The 20,700-nt window shown below is 49.9% G+C and carries 17 protein-coding genes and 1 pseudogene; 13 read left to right on the top strand and 5 right to left on the bottom strand.

All coding sequences use genetic code 11. The features are described 5' to 3' along the window. Positions 1 to 20: 20 nt before the first annotated feature. The 4 genes from murQ to ACTHRH_RS04810 all read right to left on the bottom strand — a co-directional run bounded on the left by murQ (position 21) and on the right by ACTHRH_RS04810 (position 4,693). A complete protein-coding gene (gene murQ, locus ACTHRH_RS04825) occupies positions 21 to 995 on the bottom strand; it encodes an N-acetylmuramic acid 6-phosphate etherase (RefSeq protein WP_440414350.1) in 975 nt (324 codons plus the stop codon). A 78-nt stretch (positions 996 to 1,073) separates the two neighbouring features. Continuing rightward, positions 1,074 to 1,946 carry a carbohydrate ABC transporter permease gene (locus ACTHRH_RS04820; RefSeq protein WP_379287558.1) on the bottom strand — a complete coding sequence of 291 codons (873 nt, stop codon included), beginning with the start codon at positions 1,944 to 1,946 and terminating at the stop codon, positions 1,074 to 1,076. A gap of 18 nt (positions 1,947 to 1,964) precedes the next feature. Then, on the bottom strand, positions 1,965 to 2,924 hold the full coding sequence (locus tag ACTHRH_RS04815; protein WP_440414348.1) for an ABC transporter permease: 960 nt from the start codon (positions 2,922 to 2,924) through the stop codon (positions 1,965 to 1,967). A gap of 158 nt (positions 2,925 to 3,082) precedes the next feature. Next, positions 3,083 to 4,693 (bottom strand): extracellular solute-binding protein, encoded by a 1,611-nt coding sequence (locus ACTHRH_RS04810; RefSeq protein ID WP_144940271.1) that lies wholly within the window; start codon positions 4,691 to 4,693, stop codon positions 3,083 to 3,085. A 375-nt stretch (positions 4,694 to 5,068) separates the two neighbouring features. Between ACTHRH_RS04810 and ACTHRH_RS04805 the strand changes: the two genes are divergently transcribed. From ACTHRH_RS04805 to ACTHRH_RS04795, 3 genes and pseudogenes are all read left to right on the top strand, one after another. Then, on the top strand, positions 5,069 to 5,959 hold the full coding sequence (locus ACTHRH_RS04805; protein WP_379287553.1) for a ribokinase: 891 nt from the start codon (positions 5,069 to 5,071) through the stop codon (positions 5,957 to 5,959). A 1,427-nt stretch (positions 5,960 to 7,386) separates the two neighbouring features. Beyond that, positions 7,387 to 8,479 (top strand): annotated as a pseudogene (locus tag ACTHRH_RS04800) (glycoside hydrolase family 88/105 protein). After that, positions 8,472 to 10,052, top strand: coding sequence for a glycoside hydrolase family 43 protein (locus ACTHRH_RS04795; RefSeq protein ID WP_440414345.1), 1,581 nt, complete (start codon positions 8,472 to 8,474; stop codon positions 10,050 to 10,052). Before ACTHRH_RS04800 ends, ACTHRH_RS04795 begins: the two are co-directional and overlap by 8 nt. Before the next feature lie 36 nt (positions 10,053 to 10,088). Here ACTHRH_RS04795 and ACTHRH_RS04790 read toward each other — a convergent pair whose 3' ends face one another. Next, positions 10,089 to 10,934 carry a helix-turn-helix transcriptional regulator gene (locus ACTHRH_RS04790; protein WP_144941102.1) on the bottom strand — a complete coding sequence of 282 codons (846 nt, stop codon included), beginning with the start codon at positions 10,932 to 10,934 and terminating at the stop codon, positions 10,089 to 10,091. 404 nt (positions 10,935 to 11,338) lie between these two features. Between ACTHRH_RS04790 and ACTHRH_RS04785 the strand changes: the two genes are divergently transcribed. The 10 genes from ACTHRH_RS04785 to ACTHRH_RS04740 all read left to right on the top strand — a co-directional run bounded on the left by ACTHRH_RS04785 (position 11,339) and on the right by ACTHRH_RS04740 (position 20,570). Continuing rightward, on the top strand, positions 11,339 to 12,505 hold the full coding sequence (locus tag ACTHRH_RS04785; RefSeq protein WP_144941104.1) for an amidohydrolase: 1,167 nt from the start codon (positions 11,339 to 11,341) through the stop codon (positions 12,503 to 12,505). Positions 12,506 to 12,707: 202 nt separating this feature from the next. After that, positions 12,708 to 14,090 carry an adenylosuccinate lyase gene (purB, locus tag ACTHRH_RS04780; RefSeq protein WP_440414342.1) on the top strand — a complete coding sequence of 461 codons (1,383 nt, stop codon included), beginning with the start codon at positions 12,708 to 12,710 and terminating at the stop codon, positions 14,088 to 14,090. Further along, complete coding sequence (locus tag ACTHRH_RS04775; RefSeq protein WP_144941108.1) at positions 14,083 to 14,592, top strand: GNAT family N-acetyltransferase; 510 nt, start codon at positions 14,083 to 14,085, stop codon at positions 14,590 to 14,592. Before purB ends, ACTHRH_RS04775 begins: the two co-directional genes overlap by 8 nt. A 134-nt stretch (positions 14,593 to 14,726) precedes the next feature. Next, positions 14,727 to 15,527 carry an amino acid ABC transporter substrate-binding protein gene (locus ACTHRH_RS04770; protein WP_144941110.1) on the top strand — a complete coding sequence of 267 codons (801 nt, stop codon included), beginning with the start codon at positions 14,727 to 14,729 and terminating at the stop codon, positions 15,525 to 15,527. 33 nt (positions 15,528 to 15,560) lie between these two features. After that, positions 15,561 to 16,232 carry an amino acid ABC transporter permease gene (locus ACTHRH_RS04765; RefSeq protein ID WP_144941112.1) on the top strand — a complete coding sequence of 224 codons (672 nt, stop codon included), beginning with the start codon at positions 15,561 to 15,563 and terminating at the stop codon, positions 16,230 to 16,232. Positions 16,233 to 16,244: 12 nt separating this feature from the next. Then, on the top strand, positions 16,245 to 16,994 hold the full coding sequence (locus ACTHRH_RS04760; protein ID WP_440414339.1) for an amino acid ABC transporter ATP-binding protein: 750 nt from the start codon (positions 16,245 to 16,247) through the stop codon (positions 16,992 to 16,994). Positions 16,995 to 17,095: 101 nt separating this feature from the next. Next, a complete protein-coding gene (locus ACTHRH_RS04755) occupies positions 17,096 to 18,433 on the top strand; it encodes an MmgE/PrpD family protein (RefSeq protein WP_440414337.1) in 1,338 nt (445 codons plus the stop codon). A gap of 177 nt (positions 18,434 to 18,610) precedes the next feature. Further along, positions 18,611 to 19,195: a bifunctional transcriptional activator/DNA repair enzyme AdaA gene (locus tag ACTHRH_RS04750; RefSeq protein ID WP_186328489.1), complete on the top strand. Its 585-nt coding sequence runs from the start codon at positions 18,611 to 18,613 to the stop codon at positions 19,193 to 19,195. Then, the gene (locus tag ACTHRH_RS04745; RefSeq protein WP_379287537.1) at positions 19,192 to 19,737 is read left to right on the top strand and encodes a methylated-DNA--[protein]-cysteine S-methyltransferase; all 546 of its coding nucleotides are present in this window, start codon (positions 19,192 to 19,194) and stop codon (positions 19,735 to 19,737) included. Before ACTHRH_RS04750 ends, ACTHRH_RS04745 begins: the two co-directional genes overlap by 4 nt. Before the next feature lie 293 nt (positions 19,738 to 20,030). Beyond that, positions 20,031 to 20,570, top strand: coding sequence for a hypothetical protein (locus tag ACTHRH_RS04740; protein WP_379287535.1), 540 nt, complete (start codon positions 20,031 to 20,033; stop codon positions 20,568 to 20,570). Positions 20,571 to 20,700: the final 130 nt, after the last annotated feature.

Genomic DNA, 20,700 nt, shown 5'->3' with positions numbered 1-20,700 from the left:
AATCAATTTGTTAGCCTCTATCATTCATTCGCCACGGCACCATCGGAAAGGCTGCTGCCATCCCGGTTCCCGTTCCCTGCGGCTGAACGGCTTCTCACGTCACGGATCGCCGCCTTGAGCCGGCCTTCGTGCCTGTTCAACAGTGCTGCCGCTTCTCCGGCATCCGTACCGGTCTCCAGCATCAGAATCGCGGTCTTCACATGGAGCCCGGCTTGCTGCAGCGCCTCGGCAGCCTGCGGCTCGGAGACTCCGGTCACCTCCCGCACGATGCGGATGGAGCGGTCGTAAAGCTTCTTATTGCTGGCTTTCATGTCTACCATCAGATTGTTATAGACTTTGCCCAGCTTGATCATAACGCCGGTAGTCAGCATATTGAGCACCAGCTTCTGTGCGGTGCCGCTTTTCAATCGGGTGGAGCCGGAGATTACTTCCGGTCCGACAACGGGAGCGATGCAGATGTCGCACAGTTCGCTCAGTCGGGAATTTTTGTTGGTGACGACGCCCACCGTCGCGGCTCCAATCTCCCGGGCTTGGCGAACGGCGCCCAGTACGAAGGGGGTCGAGCCGCTCGCGGTGATTCCGATGACCACATCGCCCGGACGGACACCCTTCTCCCGAATCAGCTGCGCTCCGCTCTCCGAATTATCCTCGAAGCCTTCCACGGCGGTGCGGAGAGCGACATCTCCGCCGGCAATGTAAGCCTGGACCAGCCCGGGATCGGTTCCGTAGGTAGGAGGGCATTCGCTGGCGTCCAGCACGCCCAGCCTTCCGGATGAACCGGCGCCCACATAAAACATCCGTCCGCCGTTCTTTAGCGAGTGAACCAGCAATTCTACCGCTTCGGCAATGGCATCAATCTCCTCGCGGACGGATAAGGGAACCCGCTGATCTTCATCGTTCATAAGAAGCAGCATTTCCCGGGTTCCGCATTCATCGATAGAGGCAGTAGCCGGATTATTCATTTCCGTTGTCAATTGCGCAAAGTATGAAGTCATTCGTCATCCATCCTTTTCTGGGAGGCATAGAGGTTGATTCCGTCTAACGCTCTGCGTATTATTGAAATTTAAGCCGGCTCAGCCCTTGACGGATCCTACCGTCAAGCCGGCGACGAAAAAGCGCTGCAGCATAGGGTACAGAATGATGATGGGCAGCGTTGAAGTAATGATGACGGCCGATTTAATGGACATGGCGATGGTGCTCTTGTCTGCCGAACCTGCCCCGTCTCCAACCATAGTCGTTCCGTTGACGATGTTGCGCAGAAACAGCATGACCGGATACTGGTCAGTGTTGAGATAGATCAAGCCGTTGAACCAGTCGTTCCAGAAGAAGACAGCGGTGTACAGACCGATCGTTGCCAGCGCCGGAGTGGACAGCGGCAGAATAACACGCCGCAATATCCCGAAATAATTCAAGCCGTCGATGATAGCGGCTTCTTCTATTTCCGAGGGGATAGCCCGGAAGAAGTTGATCAGAATAATCAGGTTGAACTGGTTAATGGCGAAAGGCAGCAGCATCGCCCATACCGTACCGGTCAGATGAAGATTGGAAATCAGGAGATAAGTCGGAATCAGCCCTCCCGAGAAAAACATCGAGAATACAATGAGCTTCATGACGATCTTATGACCTACAAGAAAACGCTTGGACATGGCATAGGCGAACAGAGAACTCAGAAATAGAGAGATCAAGGTACCGCCAGCCGTATAGAAAATGGTATTACCGTATGCCCTGAAAAAGTTAGGGTAGTTAAAAATTTGGAGATACGCTTCAAAATTTAGCCCAACCGGAAGTAATGTGACTTCGTTGTTGATGATTGCATTAGGGCTGGACAAGGATAGGGCGAGCATATAGAGAAACGGGACGAAGCATATCAAAATAACGAAAAACATGACAGCATAGATGAGCATATCAACGATCGTCAAGGGACGAAATTTTCGTTGCTTGTGCATGGAGGCCGCTCCTTTCGATTAGTAGATGCTTTCGCCGGTCGCCTTCCTACTGAGCCAGTTGGTGCTGGAGACAAGGATGACACCGATGATCCCGCTGAACAATCCGATGGCTGTGGCGTAAGAGTAATTCTGATTGGTCAGACCGGTGCGGTAGACGAGTGTGTCAATAATGTCGCTCACCATGGCATTGGATGGCGTATACAGCAGAAGCACCTTCTCGAAGCCGAGACTCAGCAGCGATCCGACGTTCAGGATCAGCATGACCATGATCGTTGACATTATCGAAGGAATGGTTACATAAATGACCTTCTGGAACCGGCTGGCCCCGTCGATATCCGCCGCTTCAAAGAGCTCCCGATTGACCCCGGTAATGGCGGCCAGATAGATGATGGCGGTCCAGCCCGTGTACTGCCAGGTTTCGCTGAGAATATAGATCGGGCGGAAGTATTCCGGCTCATTGACGAAATAGATCGGCTCCATTCCGAACAGTTTTCCCAGCAGCTGATTTAAAAGACCGGAGCTCGGAGAAAGCAATTCGCTCAGAATCGCAATGACCACCACCGTGGAAATAAAGCGGGGCATGTAGGAAACGGTTTGCACAAATTTGCGGAAGCGCGGGGCCCGCACTTCATGCAGCAGCAGGGCGAAAATGATCGGAATCGGAAAGTTGATCAAGATGTTCCCGAAAGACAGTATGATCGTATTGTAGAAGGCGCGCCAGAATGCCGGGTCTTGGAAAAAGCGTTCGAAGTAGGCCAGTCCGACCCAATCGGAACCGTACGGCCCCATCCCCGGGCGGTATCGCCGGAAAGCCAGGACGTTGCCGATCAGGGGCGCATATTTGAACAGTAAAAAATGGCATAAGGGCAGAATCATCATCACGTAGAGCTGCCAGTATCGGCGAAAATGGCGCCTCGCAGGAGGACGGCGGGTTTCAAGCTGCCGGGTGGATTTCGGGAGAGTTGTCGTATCGGTCATATCATTCACCTTCTTCACTTGGTTGAGAGACGATAATGGCGCACATATCCGGAATAGCAAAGACCTGCTGAGAGAACATCGGTCAACCTGTGACTCCATTGATCCCCAGCAGGTCTTTATTCAAGTCTTTTGCAGCGGAAATTCCGGAATCCTAGAAATTATTTCAAATTATCGTTATATAGCTGGGTGAAGCGTTCAATCTGCAAATTTTTCATTTCCTTGACATATTGATCCCAATCTTTATCCAGGTTCTTCTTGCCGGTCAGGAATCCGTCCGCCCAGACTTCAAATGTATCGGAAAGAGGAGTCTGAAGTGAACTGGCTTCCTCCGCCGTCATATCGTCAAACATCGGTGTCGGGGGAATGCTTTGAATCGCGTTGTCCATGGCAGCTACCGTGGCATTGATCTGACTGTAATTTTCATCGTATTTCGTCATCTCCCGCGCGTTCACCCAAACCATCTGGGTAACATCGGACCCGGCGCCATACTTCAACTGCATTTCCTTATAGATACCGTTAGGCGAATTAACAATTTCGTCGGCGTACTTGATCTTATCGCCATCCATCGTGTAGGTTTGTCCTTCGACACCGAGGCACCATATTTTAGCACCTTCCTCGGAATAGAAAATTTCGTCGATGGCCTTCACCAGACGTTCGAAGTCCGGACGGTCCGCCGTCTTCTTAGGGAACAAAATTCCGCTGCCGGTGCTGCTCTTCGGCTGATGGTGCGCCCCTGCAGGACCTTCTAGAGGAGGATACATCTGCAATTTGAACCCGGGCTCAGTTGCTGCACTTTCTACGCCGCCGATCTGGTCGTAATACGCATAGGTGGCGAAGGATTTACCGGTGGCCAGCTTCTGGGACCACTTGTCTCCGTCGATCGGATCAGCCATTTCCGGATCCAGCAGGCCTTCCGCGTACAGCTTGGAGAAGAACTTCATATATTCCTTGTATTCGTCGCTGATGGCGCCGGGGAAGTAGGTTTGCTTATCGTAATCCCAGCTTAGCGTATTCGTGCCGGAAGCACCGTTCTTGCCGACACTGATGCCGAAGGAAGGCATCGTCATCCGGTACAGAACCCGAGGTCCGGCGAGAATCGTCAGCGGATAGGAATCCGGGTTCTCTTCCTTGAATTTCTTCAGAACAGTATACAGATCATCGAACGTCTTGGGCGCATCCAGCTGGTATTTGGCCAGCAGATCCTCTCTCATGATGAGACCGCCATCATAGAAGGGCTTGTCATAAAGCGATGGCAGGTAGTACCGCTTGCCGTCCTTCAGCTTGAGGGCATCGACTTCCTTCTCGAGACCGAACTCCTTGACGCGGGCATTGAAATTGGGTGTCCAATCGGAATAATCGCTGATAGGGACGATGGCGCCGTTCAGGGCCAGAGAAGCATTCTCCCCTTTGGTGGATTGATACAGGATCACATCCGGAGCATTGTTGCCTGTGTTAAGGGCAAGAGAGACCTTCGTCTGATAGTCCGCGATCGGAATCACTTCAAAGTCGATATCGACGTTGAAGCGTTTCTCCACTTCCTTGATCACCAGCCAGTCCTTCTGGAAGGGGAGAGTGGCGTTGTCCGAATAGAAGACTTTAAACTTGAGCGGTTCTTCCGTTTTCCCGGGTGTTGCCGCATCCGGGCTTGGGCTGGTGCTTGTCGGCGACGAGGAAGGCTCACTGCTGTTAGTCTTGGTGTTACACCCTGTAAGCGCTGACATAAACATGATAGATGCAAGACTGATAACTGCGGATTTCTTCTTCAACATACTTGCGATGACCTCCCTGATTTCGAATGTAAAAAGCAGGTTTGGCGGGTCCAATTTCCGGCAAACTCCTCTGAATTCATTGGAGTGGCGCCATGTTTTGGTACGCTTGAGCGAATAATAACATATTTTATTTCCGCGGTCAATGGCATTCTATGAAATATTATTTCAATCGCGGAGGTGTGTCCACAAGCTGCAGCTTACCGGCGTTGAATCGTTCAATGGATTGGTCTAGAATAAGGAAGAATTCATAACGTCAGGGAAGACTGAAGACTGCTTCTTCCCGCAATGTTTGCAAGCTTCTCAAGAGCGATAAGTACTACAGGTGGGTAGCAACGCTGATGAAGATAATCATTGAATAGGATGGGGACAGATACTATGGGAAAAATTGCGGTAGTTGGAAGCCTTAACATGGATTATTTCATCGAAACCGACGTACTTCCCAAGATGGGGGAGACGGTTCTCGGCAATCACTTCTTCCGCTCCCCCGGAGGAAAAGGCGCTAACCAGGCGGTGGCTGCCTCCAGACTGGGCGGTGATGTGACCATGTTCGGTTCGTTAGGGGAGGACGAGAACGGTCACGCCATCCGGGAACATTTGCAGAAAGAGAGAGTTGATCTTGCCCACCTAAATCTTGTGGGGGATAGGCCGACGGGCGTCGCCTTTGTCGAATTGTGCGGCGGAGATAACCGGATCATCGTAGTTCCGGGTGCGAATCGCTCCACGAATGTGAACTACATGCAGAGGATTACGACGGAGCTCTTGAGCTATGACGTCATCGTATTCCAGTTCGAAACGCCGCTGGAAATCATGGATTTCATCATTCCTGTTCTTCACCGGCACGGCAAGATCATCATTGTCAATCCAGCGCCTGCCGCCAAGTTAAACCAGACGATCATCGACAAAATCACCTATTTAACACCTAATGGGCATGAATTTCAAGCGCTGTTGGATACGAATGGGTCGATTGATGAAATACTGCAGGCCTATCCCAACAAGCTGATCATCACGCTTGGAGATAAGGGAGTCTCTTATCATGACGGCGACCAGGTGGTAAACATACCTTGTATTGAAGTGACGCCTGTCGATACGACGGGCTCCGGCGACACTTTCACGGGAGCACTGGCCACAGCGCTTGCGGAAGGAAGGAATTTGCATGATAGTATCTTGTTCGCCAATACGGCAGCAGGGCTTTCGGTGACTAAACGTGGTGCGCAAAGCGGAATGCCCTACCGGAATGAAGTGGAGAGTCTGCTCCGTGAGAGATGATGACTCACGAGTTTCAAATTTCAATCGCATTTTCCCGGAGCCTGCACTATTGCTGGCATTTTTTTACCACATTAGAAAGTTTAAGTTCATTAAAGTATTAAAATGGAACAACTTTCTAATTGGCATAAAAAGCCACCTTTAAAATCGGGTTATTCGTCTTCGAAGAGGCTCCGTTAGGAGCTTTTTTTAAAATATAAGAAATTATAAGTTTTCATCTATACCTGTTCTCATATTTCATCGGTAAACGCGCACGTCCTAAGGACGGCGATAGCCGTTTATCCTTGCCATTTTAGAAAGTATAAGTTTCAAGAGCTTATTTAGTTCCTTATTTAAAACCGAAAGTTTTGGCGGATAGCTCTTCTTTCAATCAAGGGGCTGCCCCAAAATCCAGTTTGCGATTTTTCAGCACCGCTAGACCGGAATTTTTCGTTTCATAGTGAACTTTTTTGGAAAACCCCGGATCGTCCACCGGATGGTGTAAAAGATAAGCAAAACTGCAGGTCTTTTTTGGAAAAAAACGTGGAGTGCCCTATTCTAAGGCGATAATGCACGTCTTTTTGGAGAAAAGTCGCCACATACCTGATTCTAGAGCAAAACTGCAGGTCTTTTGAGCGATTTTTGCGAAATGGCCCCATTTTGTGAAAAAGACCTGCACATTTGAGCGTCTTTCGCCTTCTTTTTGGAAAAAGGGACAATTTTAATGTATTTTTGCTCGTCTTTCCGATGTCTTTACCGACCCGGATGCGACTTGTGGCTTTCCCTCAGGGCTCCGTTAGGAGCTTTTTTTACCACATTAGAAAGTTTAAGTTCATTAAAGCATTAATGGAACAAACTTTCTAATTGGCATAAAAAGCTACCTTTAAAACCGGGTTATTCGTCTTCGAAGAGGCTCCGTTAGTAGCTTTTTTTACCACAATCAGAGTTTATAAGTTATTGCGTCCTGAAAAACTTTAAATTCTATTTGGCGATAAAAACATCCTTTAAACGCGGTCGCTCATCCATGAAATACTCCGATAGGAGTTTTTCTCATATTTCATCGGTAAACGCGCCTGTCCCAAGGACGGCGATAGCCGTTTATCCTTGATTTATAAGTCGAATCCTGCATTATCCTGCATTGATGTGCAGGATTTTTTGTCGTCTGCATTAATTGGAGTAAGTCTTCTTGAGCGTCCCGTAAGTGATAAACCCTTCCACGTAAGAAGGAAAGAGGACAAACAGATACAAAAACAGGAGGAATAAAGACATCAATATTCGTAGAATCCAGCCGGTGTATTTATATACTGTATTAATAAGTGCTGTGCCGTTATATGCCGTTAACGGGAATGAGAAAGCGGAGGTTGTAGAAAGCCAACTGCTGCATTTTCATGATGTTAAAATTTGCCTTAGAAGTGTAAATATGTATTTACTATCTGAACTGGGGTGAGGAAATGAGTCAACCATGGTCACTAAAAACAACTGCAACGATTATTAATCAAGCAGGCGATGACGGTTTGCATGAAGAGCTGAAAAAAAGATGGGCTTATGTGCCCGGCATGATGCTAATGGCTATCGCGCGGACAGGAGAAATCTATATGCACGAAGAGTGCTACGATTTCATGAAGCGGCATATGGACTTGTTCATCCGGGAGGATGGAAGGATTACCGGTTACAGGCTTGAAGAATACAATCTTGATCAAATCAATCAAGGCAAAAATCTTTTCCTGCTTATGGAACGCAGCGGCGAACAGCGATACGAACAGGCTGCGCATTTGCTCGCTGCCCAATTGATCGGCCACCCTAGGACGTCCGAAGGAGGATTCTGGCACAAAAAAGTGTACCCCTTCCAGATGTGGCTTGACGGCTTGTATATGTCCTCTCCCTTCTTGGCGCAATATGCTCAGGTTTTCCAGCGTCCCGAGTTGTTCGACGAGGTAGCTCATCAACTATTATTAGTTGAACAAAAAACTCGCGATCCGTATACAGGCTTGGGCGAATCCGCAAACGGGCTGCTCCGCGAACTTCTGGAGCCGCGCGCTGGGTTGGTATGCGATGGCCTTGGTAGATAGCTTGGAGTTTTTCCCGATCGATCATCCGAAGAGGGGGACGATCATCGGTATCTTTGAACGAATGTGCAGCGCTCTTTATCGCGTTCAGGAGGAACAGAGCGGTTTGTGGTTTCAGGTTATGGATCAAGGCTTCCGGGAAGGAAACTACCTGGAGACCTCCGGTTCCGGCATGTTTATATACGCTCTGGCGAAGGGGGCGCGTCTTCAATATCTCGAAAACCCCGCCCGCCGGAAAGCACTGCAAGCATACAATGGACTAATTGAACGTTATGTGGAAGAAGATAGCGAAGGAGTTCATTTGCATAATATTTGTCATGGCGCGGGACTAAGTCTTGACCGGGATGGTTCATATGGCTATTACATTAGGGAAAAAAGGGTGTCCGATATACATATTGGAGTTGCCCCCTTCATCCTTGCCAGCTTAGAGATTGAGCGTCTGCAAGAATTAGAGAACAGGAGTGACCGGCATGAGTAACCATGTAAGTCAAGGGCATCGCAAGGCTTGGATTACAGACCAGGGAGACGGAACGTTTATCAATCCAATCCTGCATGCGGACTATTCCGATCCCGATGTGATCAGAGTAGGTGAAGATTTCTACATGACGGCATCCAGCTTCGGGCATATTCCGGGTCTTCCGATTCTACATTCCAAGGATTTAATTAACTGGAAATTAATCAATCATGTCATTAAACATATGGATCTTCCGGGATATGACCAACCACAGCACGGCAATGGTGTATGGGCACCGGCAATCCGTTATCACGACCATAAGTTTTGGGTGTTCTACGGCGATCCTGACACCGGCATCTGGATGAGCACGGCTTCAGACCCCGCCGGTGAATGGACTCCGCCCCATCTTGTTCAGGAAGGCAAAGGTCTGATAGATCCTTGTCCCTTCTGGGATGAAGATGGCGGAGCCTATCTCGTCCACGCTTATGCCAGAAGCCGCGCCGGAATCAAACATATACTGAGGCTGTGTCCCATGTCTCCGGACGGCACTAAGCTGTTGGGCGAGGGGCAAATTATTTATAACGGTACGGTGCATCATCCAACGCTGGAAGGTCCGAAAATGTATAAACGCAACGGTTATTACTATATCTTCGCACCGGCCGGCGGAGTTGCGACCGGCTGGCAGACGGTTCTTCGCTCGAAAGCCGTCAATGGACCTTATGAGGATAAGATTGTGCTGCATCAAGGGACTTCGCCGGTTAACGGGCCCCATCAAGGAGGCTGGGTTGAGCTCGCTTCAGGTGAATCATGGTTTATACACTTTCAGGATAAAGGCGCTTATGGACGAATCGTACATCTGCAGCCTGTAGAATGGATCGATGATTGGCCGCTTATGGGACAGAACCGGAATGAAGACGGCATCGGCGAGCCTGTATTACGGTATACAAAGCCTGATGTCGGCAAGGTCTGCCCGATAGAGGTCCCTGCTGATTCCGATGAGTTTGATAAACCGGAATTGGGTTTGCAATGGCAGTGGCAGGCGAATCCGAAAAGCGACTGGTATTCCTTAACCGATAGAGCAAGCCATCTGAGGCTGTTTGCGCAGCCACAGCCGGAAAGTGCCGAGAATATGTATGGATCTCCTAACTTATTAATGCAGAAGTTTCCGGCCCCTTCATTCCATGCGTCAGCCAAGCTGGACTGCCGTGCAATAGAGCCGGGCGAGAGGGCAGGTCTGATCGTATTCGGATACCATTTTGCGTACCTGGGTGTTCAAGCCCGTCAAGATGGAACGGGTCTTATACTACTGTATGTTGAAGGGAATGCGGATGAAGAACAAATAAAGTGGCGTACGGAGCTGCATTCTGATGAGATCGTGCTATCCGTAAATGTAGATGAAGGGGCGCATTGCAGGTTTGCCTACAGCCAGGATGATAATGAAGCGAATTGGATCGATGTGCCCGGGTTTCAGGCGGTTAAAGGGCACTGGGTAGGCGCTAAAGTCGGTTTGTTTGCCGTATCGCAATCATCCAAGGATCGGCGCGGTTATGTCGATGCGGATTGGTTTCGGGTCGGCAATTATCTCGATCGGTTTTAGTTATTCGGTTGAGGAGCAGCTAAGTTTGTAAGCCGATCATACATTGTTCTTGCGGTAGCGCAGCGGAGTAGTTCCGCACATTTTTTTGAATATTTTGTTGAAGTGGGCAATATGTTCAAAGCCGGTTTGCTCCGAAATGAACTGAACGGAATCTGTGCTGTTGACCAATCTTTTCTGCGCTTCACGAATGCGTACGACTTGGATGTACTCGCGAAAGTGGAAGCCGGTCAAACGTTTGAATATACGACTCAGATAGGAAGGGCTTATGTAAAATTGTTTGGCTACTTGCTCCAGTGTAATTTTCTTATAGTAATTCTCATTGATATATTGAGCGATTTCCGACACCCGATGATGCATCGGGTGTTCATATACCTGTACTTCCTCGGGCTGCAGCAGCCAATGAATTCGATGCAAACGGATGAGCAGCTCGTTCAACAATGAACGTACGTATGAAATGTAGTGATCTTCCTGTTTCTCGCATTCGTCCAGCATTTTATACAGGATGCTTTCAATTTCCGGCTGCTCCTTCTCGGGAATTCGCAGGAGTCCCGATTTGCCATTTTGCAATATTTTTGCCAAATGGAAATCTCCTTCCTCAATAAATTCCTGCGTAAAATTGATTAGGACACGTTCGAATTCAAGCTTATCCGAGCTGGCTGTGGAATGGAGATCATGCGGATGAATAATCATCATGTCTCCCTTCTTAACGGAGTACACGTTGCCGTCTATAAAGTAAATTCGTTCGCCATTCAATAGGTAATACAGCTCAAAGCAAGGATGCTCATGCGGCCGGGGCATACGGTTGGGGCCCGTTCTATGCATGTATTGAATCGAGAACGAAACCTCGCCTATGAAATACTTAGGTTTAATTTGATCCACCATGGCTCAGCCCCCTCGTACAGAGGTTATTGTTGAATATATATCAGCCTTTTTCGAGCCCGTCAAGAGAATCTCCTATTTCTCTTTCTAATATATCGGCATCTACACATTATCTTGCTTATTCCATACTAAAAATCGATGGCCTAATATAAATGTAGTTAAAGATAGCCGTTGCAGCAATAATCTACAAAATATTAATTTTGGATTGACAAGGAGTAGGTTCTACTATAGAATCTACGTTAATTCATACTAATCCTATATGATATATTCGTTCATGCTGCTATATCATATTTTTATTGTAGTTACCCGTTCTTTTAGTTCCGATTAAGCAGCGAATCGTCCGAAGACCAGGATGAATGACTTTACCAATAGATTCTATTATAGCAGCAATAAAGGGGATATGCTCAATGACTACATTATCATCCTCTTTCCGTGAGCAAGCTGAAAGGCTTCAGCCTGAGCTTGTAGCGATGCGGAGGGAGTTACATCAATTTCCCGAACTTTCCAATGAGGAGTACGAGACAACTAAACGGCTTCGGTCCTGGCTGACGGAAGCTGGGATTCATCTGCTAGACCTTGGTTTACCGACCGGCGTACTGGCCGAAGTGAAGGGGGCGCATCCCGGACCGACGATTATGCTTCGCGCCGATATCGATGCACTGCCTGTAACGGAGGATACAGGTCTGCCGTACGCTTCGACGATCCCCGGGAGGATGCATGCGTGCGGCCACGACTTCCATACAGCATCGATGATTGGAGCGGCGAAGCTGCTTCAGGCTAATGCCGGCGAGCTTCACGGAACCGTACGCATTCTGTTCCAGCCGGCGGAAGAGCAGGCGGTAGGCGCCCGTGCGGTCATTGAAGCGGGAGCCTTGGAAGGAGTCTCCGCCGTCTTCGGGATGCATAACAAACCGGAGCTGCCCGTCGGAACCGTCGGCATACGAACGGGTCCTCTGATGGCGTCTGTAGACCGCTTCGAAATCAACGTCACGGGCAGAGGAGGCCATGCGGGAATTCCCGAAGCCGCCGTCGACCCGATCGTGGTGAGCAGTGCCATTGTTACGGCGCTGCAAACGTTGATAAGCCGCAATATCAGCCCGCATCACTCAGCGGTTGTCAGTATATGCCGGTTCGAAGCCGGATCCTCCTGGAACGTCATCCCGGACAGAGGAGTTCTGGAAGGGACCGTGAGGACATTCCAGCCGGAGGCCAGAGAGAGCATTCCAGGCCATATGAAACGGGTGGTCGAGAATGTCGCGGCCGGATATGGGGCAGAAGCGCAATTGAATTGGACTTCGATGCTGCCTGCGGTAAACAATGATCCGAAAATGGCCGAAATCATGAATACAGCGGCGGCAGCACAAGGGCTTAACGTGGTGGAGGCCGTACCTACGATGGGAGGCGAAGATTTCGCTCTGTATCAGGAACGGCTGCCGGGTTGCTTCATTTGGATGGGAACCGGTGGGACGGAGCAGTGGCATCATCCGCGGTTCACTTTAAAAGAAGAAGCGATTTCCATCAGTGCGGCATTGTTTGCGGAAGCGGCAGTTTGCGCGCTGAAATCGCTCGGATAATTGCAACTGCCCGGCAAGACTGCCGGTTCACAGAGGAGACATGCGTCTGTTTATTCTGCGTCATTCGGGAAATAAGGGGCCGATCTAACGGCAGCCCCGAAATCCTTTGATAATACTTTTCATCATCTTCGGACAGGCCCAGGAGTGCCGGGCCTGTAACGGATTTCATAGAATTTACCTGACATCTGGGAGGAAAGCTAATATGCCATCACATGTAATCGATATGTTCATGCTTCAAAATAATTTCGGCACCGCGGAAATGCGCGAGGTCTGGTCTGACGATAACCGCCTGCAGAAGCACCTGGACGTTGAAGCGGCCCTGGCGCTTGCGGAAGCGGAGGTTGGGCTTATCCCGGCTGAAGCGGCGCAAACGATTGCTTCCAAGGCGAAAGCAGAGCTCATGAATATTCCTGAAATTGCGCAGGAAGTACTGAAGGTCAAGCATTCCTTAATGCCTACTCTGAAGGCGCTGCAGAAGCTCTGCGGGCCCGAGCACGGTGAGTGGGTCCATTACGGCGCAACTACGCAGGATATCGTGGATACGGGGATGATGCTGCAGCTTAAGGAAGCCCATCAAATCATCGTGCGCGATGTTCGGGCCGTAGCCCGCGAGCTGGCCAGGCTGGCCCAAGAGCATAGAACAACTCCGATTGCCGGGCGCTCTCATGGCATGCAGGGACTTCCGACTACCTTCGGCTTCAAAGTCGCGGTCGTACTCGATGAGATGATCCGTCATCTGGATCGGCTGCGCGAAGCGGAATCCCGGGTATTCGCCGGCGTTTTGGGAGGCGGTGTAGGGACCTACGCTTCGTTCGGCCCGCTGGGACCGGAAGTGGAACGCCGGACGATGGAGCGGCTGGGACTGCAAGCACCCAATATCTGCTGGCATTCGTCGCGGGACCGCTCGGCCGAGTATGCCGGTCTGTTGGGAATGATCAGCGGCACCCTAGGTAAAATGGCGAACGAATTTTACAATTTAATGCGCACGGAGCTGGATGAGGTGGAAGAGCCGTTCACCTCCGGCAAAATCGGCTCATCGACGATGCCGCACAAGCGGAATCCGGCGGCGCTGGAAGGGCTCGCCAGCCTCACCAAGCCGATCCGCTACAATGTTGCTCTTGTTCAGGAATCGATGATTGTCGAGCACGAGCGCGATGCGATGTCCTGGCGCGGGGAGTGGATCGCACTGCCGGAAAGCTGCATCTACCTTGCCGCACAATTGGCTTCCGCCAAGGCTATCCTCGCCGGACTGGTCGTGAAGCCGGAGAACATGCTGCGGAATTTGAACCAGCTCGGCGGACTCCTCCTTTCTGAGCGCGTGATGTTTGCTCTGGCGAAGCCGTTGGGCAAGCAGACCGCCCATGAGGTTATCTATGAGCTGTGTATGAAGAGCGTGGAAGAAGGGATTCCGTTCCGCGAGGTGCTGCTGGACGATCCTCGAATCCGGGAAGTCGTCAGCCAGGAAGAGCTGGAGAAGCTCCTCGATCCTTCCACCTACCTGGGCTCCGCCCCGCAGACGGTAGATCGGGTGCTGGCGGCGGCCGAAGCATCAGGCTGGCTGAAGGAGGAGGAACAGCATGGCTGATTTCCGAATGGCGACCCTGGAGGATGCGCCTGCTCTCTTGGAACTGACCTTGCGCGCTTACGAGCCGATTCGCCAGCTTGGCATTAACTTCGCCGCGGCTACGGCTGATCTGGATTTGGTCAGGAAGAACATCCGCGAGAATATGTGTTTCGTTATGGAGGAGGACGGGAAAATTGTCTCGACCATCTCGGCGAGAATGCCGTGGGGACCGTCGCCTGGTCCTTTCGGCGTACCCCATCTTTGGTGGTTCGCCAGCGATCCGGATGTCGGGCGCAAAGGGGTCGGCCGCGAAATGATCACCTGGTGCGAGGAAGTGATGATCCGGGATACATTGAAGTCCCCGGCCGTCTCACTGGGCACGGCAGACCGTCATCCTTGGCTGATTGAGATGTATAAGCGGCGCCATTATGAAATTCAAGGATCGAAGGATCTGGGGCGCGGTCATATAACGATATACATGAAGAAAGATTTTGTTAAGGTTAATCCGGAAGACAGAAATTAACTGGGAATGATTTTTTCATTCAATAGCATTAATGTTTAATGTGGTTAAATAAATAACAAGCCGGAGTGCCCCGTCATTTCCGGCAGCTAATAGCTTCATGATTGAAATTACACGATAAAAAGGGGAAGTCCTACATGAGAAAATTTTATTCGGTTTTGCTTTCATTATTAGTAATAAGCTTGCTGGCGACCGCATGCTCGGGCTCGAACTCCGGAAGCTCGGGGAACAGCGGAGGGGAGAAGGTCCTTCGCGTGGGTGCAACCGGACAGTCCTATCCCAACAGCTATAAAGAAGGGGACAAGCTGGTCGGCTTTGATGTGGAAGTCATTGAGAAGATAGCGGACAATCTCGGTTATACCGTTAAATGGACAAATTCCGATTTCAGCGGATTATTGGGCCAATTGGAAACCGGTAAAATCGATACCATTGCCAATGCAGTCGCGGTTACAAGTGAACGGAAAGAAAAATATGCCTTCACCGATGCCTACTCTTTCGCCGGAATTACGATCGTAACGCATCAAGACAACGACAACATTAATTCGCTGGATGATCTGAAGGGCAAAACCGTATCCGGCGTCTTGGGCTCGCAAAACGTTAAAAACCTGCAAAAATTTGATGTGAACGGGGAAATCGATGTTCGTACCTATGAAAATCGTGACGGTGCCCAAAATGATGTCCTGAACAAACGGGTAGACGGCTATGTCAATGCCAAAGCTTCTCTGCTGGCTGAAATCAAGAAAAATAACCTGCCTTTGAAGTTCGTCGGCGATCCGTTCCATTATGAAGATATTGGATTTCCTTTTGTAAAGAAGGATGAGAATAACGCTTTGATCGAGCAAATCAACGCAGAGATCAAGAAATTAAGAGAAGACGGAACTTTGAAGGAGCTTTCGATAAAATACTATGGAGAAGATATTACAACAAAAGCGAAGTAATGGTCTTGCTCTATTGCGAGTGAGTGATAAGACATGAATTTTGATCCATCCTATATTTTCGAGCTGCTGCCCAAAATAGCCAAGTACATTCCGATTACACTGTTGATCGCGGTTGTTTCCATGATTATCGCGGTAGTCATCGGTTTGGTTCTGGCCTTAATCCGCAATAGTCAGCTCAAAGTATTGCGGTCGCTGGCCGGCGTTTATATTTCATTTTTCCGCGCCATTCCGATGCTTGTCCAATTGTTTCTGATCTATTACGGACTGCCGCAGCTGTTCCCGTTCTTCTCGAAAATGGATGCCGTAACCGCGGCCATTATCGGTTTTGGATTCAAGCAGGCGGCCTTCCTGGCGGAAATTTTCCGCGCGGCCTTCCTGGCAGTGGAGAAAGGTCAGATGGAAGCCTGTCTGACTGGCGGTATGACGAAGATGCAGGCTTACCGCCGGGTTATTCTGCCTCAAGCGGCACGTATTGCACTGCCGGCTACGGGTAACATTTTTATCAGTCTCATTAAAGAAACCTCCCTCGCTTTTACCCTGGGGGTTGTGGAAATTTTCGCCGAGGCCAAAATGCAGGCCGCAGAATCGTTCCGCTTCTTTGAAGCTTACCTGGCGGTTGCCTTGATCTATTGGGGACTGATTGTCGTCTATTCCTATCTGCAGGAACGGCTGGAAAAATTTTTGGATCGCCCATACAAGACATAAAGGTGAATGATTATGATAAAAGTCACTAATTTAAGAAAGAGCTTCAACGACTTGGTGGTCTTGAACGGGATCGATCTCGAAGTGAAGGACGGGGAAGTGCTCTCGATCATCGGCCCTTCCGGGTCTGGCAAATCGACGTTGATCCGCTGCCTGAATTTCCTGGAGAAGCCTGATGCCGGTTTGATTGAAATCGGAAATGCGCGATTGAATGCGGAAAGCTGCACGCGCAAGGAAATTCAGCAATTGCGTTCGCAAACAGCGATGGTGTTCCAGAACTATAATCTGTTCAAAAATAAAACGGCCCTGCAAAATATTACGGAATCCTTGATCGTTGTGAAGAAAATGCCTAAGAAAGAAGCGAACGAGATCGGCATGGAATTGCTGAAGCAGGTCGGGCTGGAAAGCAAGAAAGACAATTACCCGGCAACTCTCTCGGGGGGCCAGCAGCAGCGAGTCAGCATCGCCCGCGCCCTTGCTATGAGGCCGCACGCCATATTGTTCGACGAGCCGACATCATCCCTGGACCCCGAGCTGGTCTCGGAGGTGCTGCAGGTCATGAAGTCGATTGCAGAGATGAAAACAACAATGATTATCGTAACGCATGAAATGGATTTTGCCCGTGAAGTGTCCGATCATGTCATTTTTATAGCAAATGGCAACATTGTGGAGCAAGGGACGTCCAAAGAATTTTTCAATCAACCGCGGGAGGAACGGACCAAGCAATTCCTTAAGCATCTAGGTTCTGATTCGAATCCGAGTTGATTGTTTCCCAAGGAGTGCTGTGGAGGAGCCAGATACCTGGTACTTTCGCAGCTTCTTTTTTTTCTGCTTCAATCTATTGAAAGTGAAGGTGAGCATGAACGATGGATAAAGAGACAGTCACATACTCGTTTGTAAAAAAGCTGTGGGAAACTCCCTTTTCCGAGGAAGGCTTGGAAAAAGCAAAGTACGGCCTCGTGGATTATATCGCCTCCTCTTACGCTGGCAAGGAGGATACGGGGGTGACCAAGCTCATACGGATGGCCAGACTGGAAGGAGGGCATCCGCTCGCGCCCGTGCTGTTTCATCCGATGAAGGTTTCTCCTTCCCAATCTGCACTTATCAACGGCTTTATGGGACACGCTTTGGACTACGACGATGTTCATATCGAAGTGCGCGGGCATCCCAGCTCTGTCATTTTGCCTGCTTTATTGGCGTTATGTGATGCCGGCATGACAGGCCGCCGTTTGTTGGAAGCTTACATCATCGGTGTCGAGGCCATGGCCCGGATTGCTCAAGCCTTGTCGAGCGAACATTATGAGAAGGGCTTCCACAATACGAGTACCGCCGGTGTATTGGCGGCCACTCTTGCCGGTGCTTATTTCAAGTCGTATACGGTGGAGGAGGCCTGTTCGGCACTCGGTTTAGCCGCGACTCAGGCCAGCGGGCTGCGCGTCCACTTCGGAACGGAGACCAAACCGCTGCATGCCGGCTTGGCCGCATCCTCGGCGGTGAGATCGCTGCTCTTGACGGACGCCGATTTTCAATCGAACCAGACAAGCCTGGATGGGAAGCTTGGTTTCTTTAACGTATTCGGCCAAGGATGGAATCATGCCCGCCAGTGGCTGCTTCAAGATAACGGGCATACGTTGCGCATCGTTACGCCCGGGTTATGGTTCAAGCTGTATCCATTCTGCTCGGGAGCCTACTATGGGCTGGATGCATTGGAGAAAATCGGTCCGATTCCCTTCCAGCAGATCAGGGATATAAAGTTCATCTTTACGCATAACAGCGATGCCGCATTGATTAATCAGCGGCCCGACAACGGGGAAGAGGGCAGATTCAGCATCGAATATATCGCAGCGTTGATCCTGAGCGGACAAGGCTTAAATCCGGACGATTTTCAACGGGTTCCGATCCGTGAGGAGATTCGGGCATATATGCAGAAAATGAAACGTTCGCGTGTGTTCGAAGTTCCCGACAACGTAAAATATACGCAGGTTATCGTAACCTTGAAGAACGGGGAGAAGGTCAGCGAAATCGGGGATTGCCCGAAAGGTTCGCCGGACCATCCGGTAACGGAGGAGGAGCTGCTGGACAAGTTTAACCGTATCGTGAAAGGTCCGCGTGCTTCGGATATTTTAGAGATCATATTAAGCTTGGATGAGCTGGAGGACGCTCGGGAGCTTACACGGCATTTGTCGGAGGCCGCTTACGAGTGAAAGAGAAGCAAGCGATAACATTCTCCTCCTTATAAAGTTGACCGGCAAGCTGAGCCAATCCCGTTCGTTCTTCGTTAATCGATGCTTCATCGACTTTCGGATTTTTGCTCTCTTATTCTCGCAGCATTAACATTCTCCCGCCGAAACCCTATAATGAAAATCGGGAGGTGTCATCGTATGAACGAGGAGTATTGGAAGGCCATTGTGGAATGCAACGGCGCTTTCGACGGCCGATTCTACTATGGAGTCGCATCAACGAGAATCTATTGTCTGCCTTCATGCCGGTCCAAAACCCCGAAGAAGGAGCATACCCGCATATTTGCCACTGCCGAGGAAGCCCGCAAGTCAGGCTTTCGGGCGTGCAAGCGATGCCGGCCGGATTATCCCATCCGGTATGGGCCGGATGGAGAGATGGCTATTCGCGTAACCGAGCTTATCGAGAGTGAATATGACAAACCTTTGACACTGGACAGACTGGCAGAGGTGCTGCATACAAGCTCCTCGCATTTGCATCGCACGTTTCGGAGGGTAACCGGGATGACACCGGCCGAATATTTGCGGAACATCCGGATCCAAACCGCGGTGGAGAAGCTGAAGGAACCCGGTCTGAACATCACCGACATCGCCCTGGCCACCGGCTTTCGCACAGCCTCCCATTTCACAACCGTTTTCCGTGAGAGCATGGGGTATTCGCCTTCGGAATATCGCCAGTTGCACAAATATGCTGCAGCCAACGCAGTAGAAAAGAGGCGACCCATATGAACAGCAACCAAGAGGTCATTTACTGGGCTCCGTATTCCCGGGGCCGCTCACAATTTTATCTGTCCGCGTCCGAGCGAGGGCTTTGCTGCATAACTCTGCCGAACGAATCCTTTATTCGACTGGAGCGGCAAATAATCAAGCGGTATCCTAGGGCGCGCATGGTGCGCAGCGATGACCGGCTAGCCTCCTATATCCGGGAGCTGGATGAATATTTTCACGGGATTCGAACCCGGTTCGAAAGCCCGCTCGACCCCGGGGGAACCCCGTTCCAGCAGCAGGTATGGAATGAGCTGCGCCAAATTCCGTATGGACAAACCAGGTCCTATTCGGAATTGGCCGACGCTGTCCGGCGCCCGAAGGCGGTCCGAGCCGTCGGTGCCGCGAATGCAAACAATCCGCTGCCGATCTTCGTTCCGTGTCATCGGGTGATCGGAAAGAATGCTAAGTTGGTCGGCTATCGCGGGGGGATCGATCTGAAATCGGAGCTGCTTGAGCTTGAACGGCAAACGAACGGCATTCGCACAAGTATACGGGCAGAGTAGAAATGGTTAATGACATCAGGGGCCCTTTTCGAAAGATGAGTTAATAAATTGAGGTTGGATGTCATAAAAAAAGCTCCTAACGGAGCCTCTTCGAAGACGAATAACCCGGTTTTAAAGGAAGCTTTTTATGCCAATTAGAAAGTTGTTCCATTTTAATGCTTTAATGAACTTAAACTTTCTAATGTGGTAAAAAACACTGACTTTCTGTCAGTGTTTTGCTATATAATGGAGACCGTACCATTAGAAATCGTCAATGGATATCGTCTATGGCGGAAGAGAAGAGAGGTTAGGGAATGGTAAAAGCGGGCTTTGACAAGCTATTCTGGGGTTTTCTGTTCATCATGATTGATTTTAGAGTCCAAGGCTTTGATATTTTGCCGGATATCATCGGTTATATTTTGTTTGCCGTAGGATTCAGCACGTTGGCCGGACACAGCCCCTATTTCAAAAAGGCGGGAACCCTGAATCTCGTCATGATTGCCGTATCTATTTTCAGCATCTATGAACAGCCTAATACGGACGGTGGAGTTCATTTCAACCTATTAGGTCTACTTATCGGAATCGTTTCGTTAATACTGGGTCTGATCCTTGTCCATCATTTGTTCATGGGGATTAAGGAGATGGCCAACCACCAGGGGAAGACACAGATCTACGAAGAGGCGGAGAAGAGGTGGACGCAATACCTGCTGCTGCAGGTGGCCGCTATTTTGGCCATCGTTATGTTTATCATTCCGCCGTTAGCTTTTATTTTAATTATTGCTTTGTTTGTCTTTTCCATTATTCTGACCGTCGTTATTATGCGATTTATGAAACGCTGCGGAGAGAATTTATAAGGTGGGGGCATAGAACCGCTCCTATAGAATGACTCGTTCTAAACAAACAAAGAGGATTACACAAAGCTGAGCTGTCCCAACAAGGATAAGAGGGAACGAGTCAATCGCAAATGATTAACAACCGCTTCCC

Origin of the sequence: Paenibacillus sp. SAFN-117 (assembly GCF_051966115.1) — a bacterium.
Taxonomy (GTDB): domain Bacteria; phylum Bacillota; class Bacilli; order Paenibacillales; family NBRC-103111; genus Paenibacillus_L; species Paenibacillus_L residui.
This window is presented reverse-complemented; position numbering and strand designations above follow the sequence as displayed.

Coding starts and splice junctions, on each gene's coding strand:
- murQ (WP_440414350.1), bottom strand. CDS start 995: ATGACTTCATACTTTGCGCAATTGACAACGGAAATGAATAATCCGGCT.
- ACTHRH_RS04820 (WP_379287558.1), bottom strand. CDS start 1,946: ATGCACAAGCAACGAAAATTTCGTCCCTTGACGATCGTTGATATGCTC.
- ACTHRH_RS04815 (WP_440414348.1), bottom strand. CDS start 2,924: ATGACCGATACGACAACTCTCCCGAAATCCACCCGGCAGCTTGAAACC.
- ACTHRH_RS04810 (WP_144940271.1), bottom strand. CDS start 4,693: ATGTTGAAGAAGAAATCCGCAGTTATCAGTCTTGCATCTATCATGTTT.
- ACTHRH_RS04805 (WP_379287553.1), top strand. CDS start 5,069: ATGGGAAAAATTGCGGTAGTTGGAAGCCTTAACATGGATTATTTCATC.
- ACTHRH_RS04795 (WP_440414345.1), top strand. CDS start 8,472: ATGAGTAACCATGTAAGTCAAGGGCATCGCAAGGCTTGGATTACAGAC.
- ACTHRH_RS04790 (WP_144941102.1), bottom strand. CDS start 10,934: ATGGTGGATCAAATTAAACCTAAGTATTTCATAGGCGAGGTTTCGTTC.
- ACTHRH_RS04785 (WP_144941104.1), top strand. CDS start 11,339: ATGACTACATTATCATCCTCTTTCCGTGAGCAAGCTGAAAGGCTTCAG.
- purB (WP_440414342.1), top strand. CDS start 12,708: ATGCCATCACATGTAATCGATATGTTCATGCTTCAAAATAATTTCGGC.
- ACTHRH_RS04775 (WP_144941108.1), top strand. CDS start 14,083: ATGGCTGATTTCCGAATGGCGACCCTGGAGGATGCGCCTGCTCTCTTG.
- ACTHRH_RS04770 (WP_144941110.1), top strand. CDS start 14,727: ATGAGAAAATTTTATTCGGTTTTGCTTTCATTATTAGTAATAAGCTTG.
- ACTHRH_RS04765 (WP_144941112.1), top strand. CDS start 15,561: ATGAATTTTGATCCATCCTATATTTTCGAGCTGCTGCCCAAAATAGCC.
- ACTHRH_RS04760 (WP_440414339.1), top strand. CDS start 16,245: ATGATAAAAGTCACTAATTTAAGAAAGAGCTTCAACGACTTGGTGGTC.
- ACTHRH_RS04755 (WP_440414337.1), top strand. CDS start 17,096: ATGGATAAAGAGACAGTCACATACTCGTTTGTAAAAAAGCTGTGGGAA.
- ACTHRH_RS04750 (WP_186328489.1), top strand. CDS start 18,611: ATGAACGAGGAGTATTGGAAGGCCATTGTGGAATGCAACGGCGCTTTC.
- ACTHRH_RS04745 (WP_379287537.1), top strand. CDS start 19,192: ATGAACAGCAACCAAGAGGTCATTTACTGGGCTCCGTATTCCCGGGGC.
- ACTHRH_RS04740 (WP_379287535.1), top strand. CDS start 20,031: ATGGTAAAAGCGGGCTTTGACAAGCTATTCTGGGGTTTTCTGTTCATC.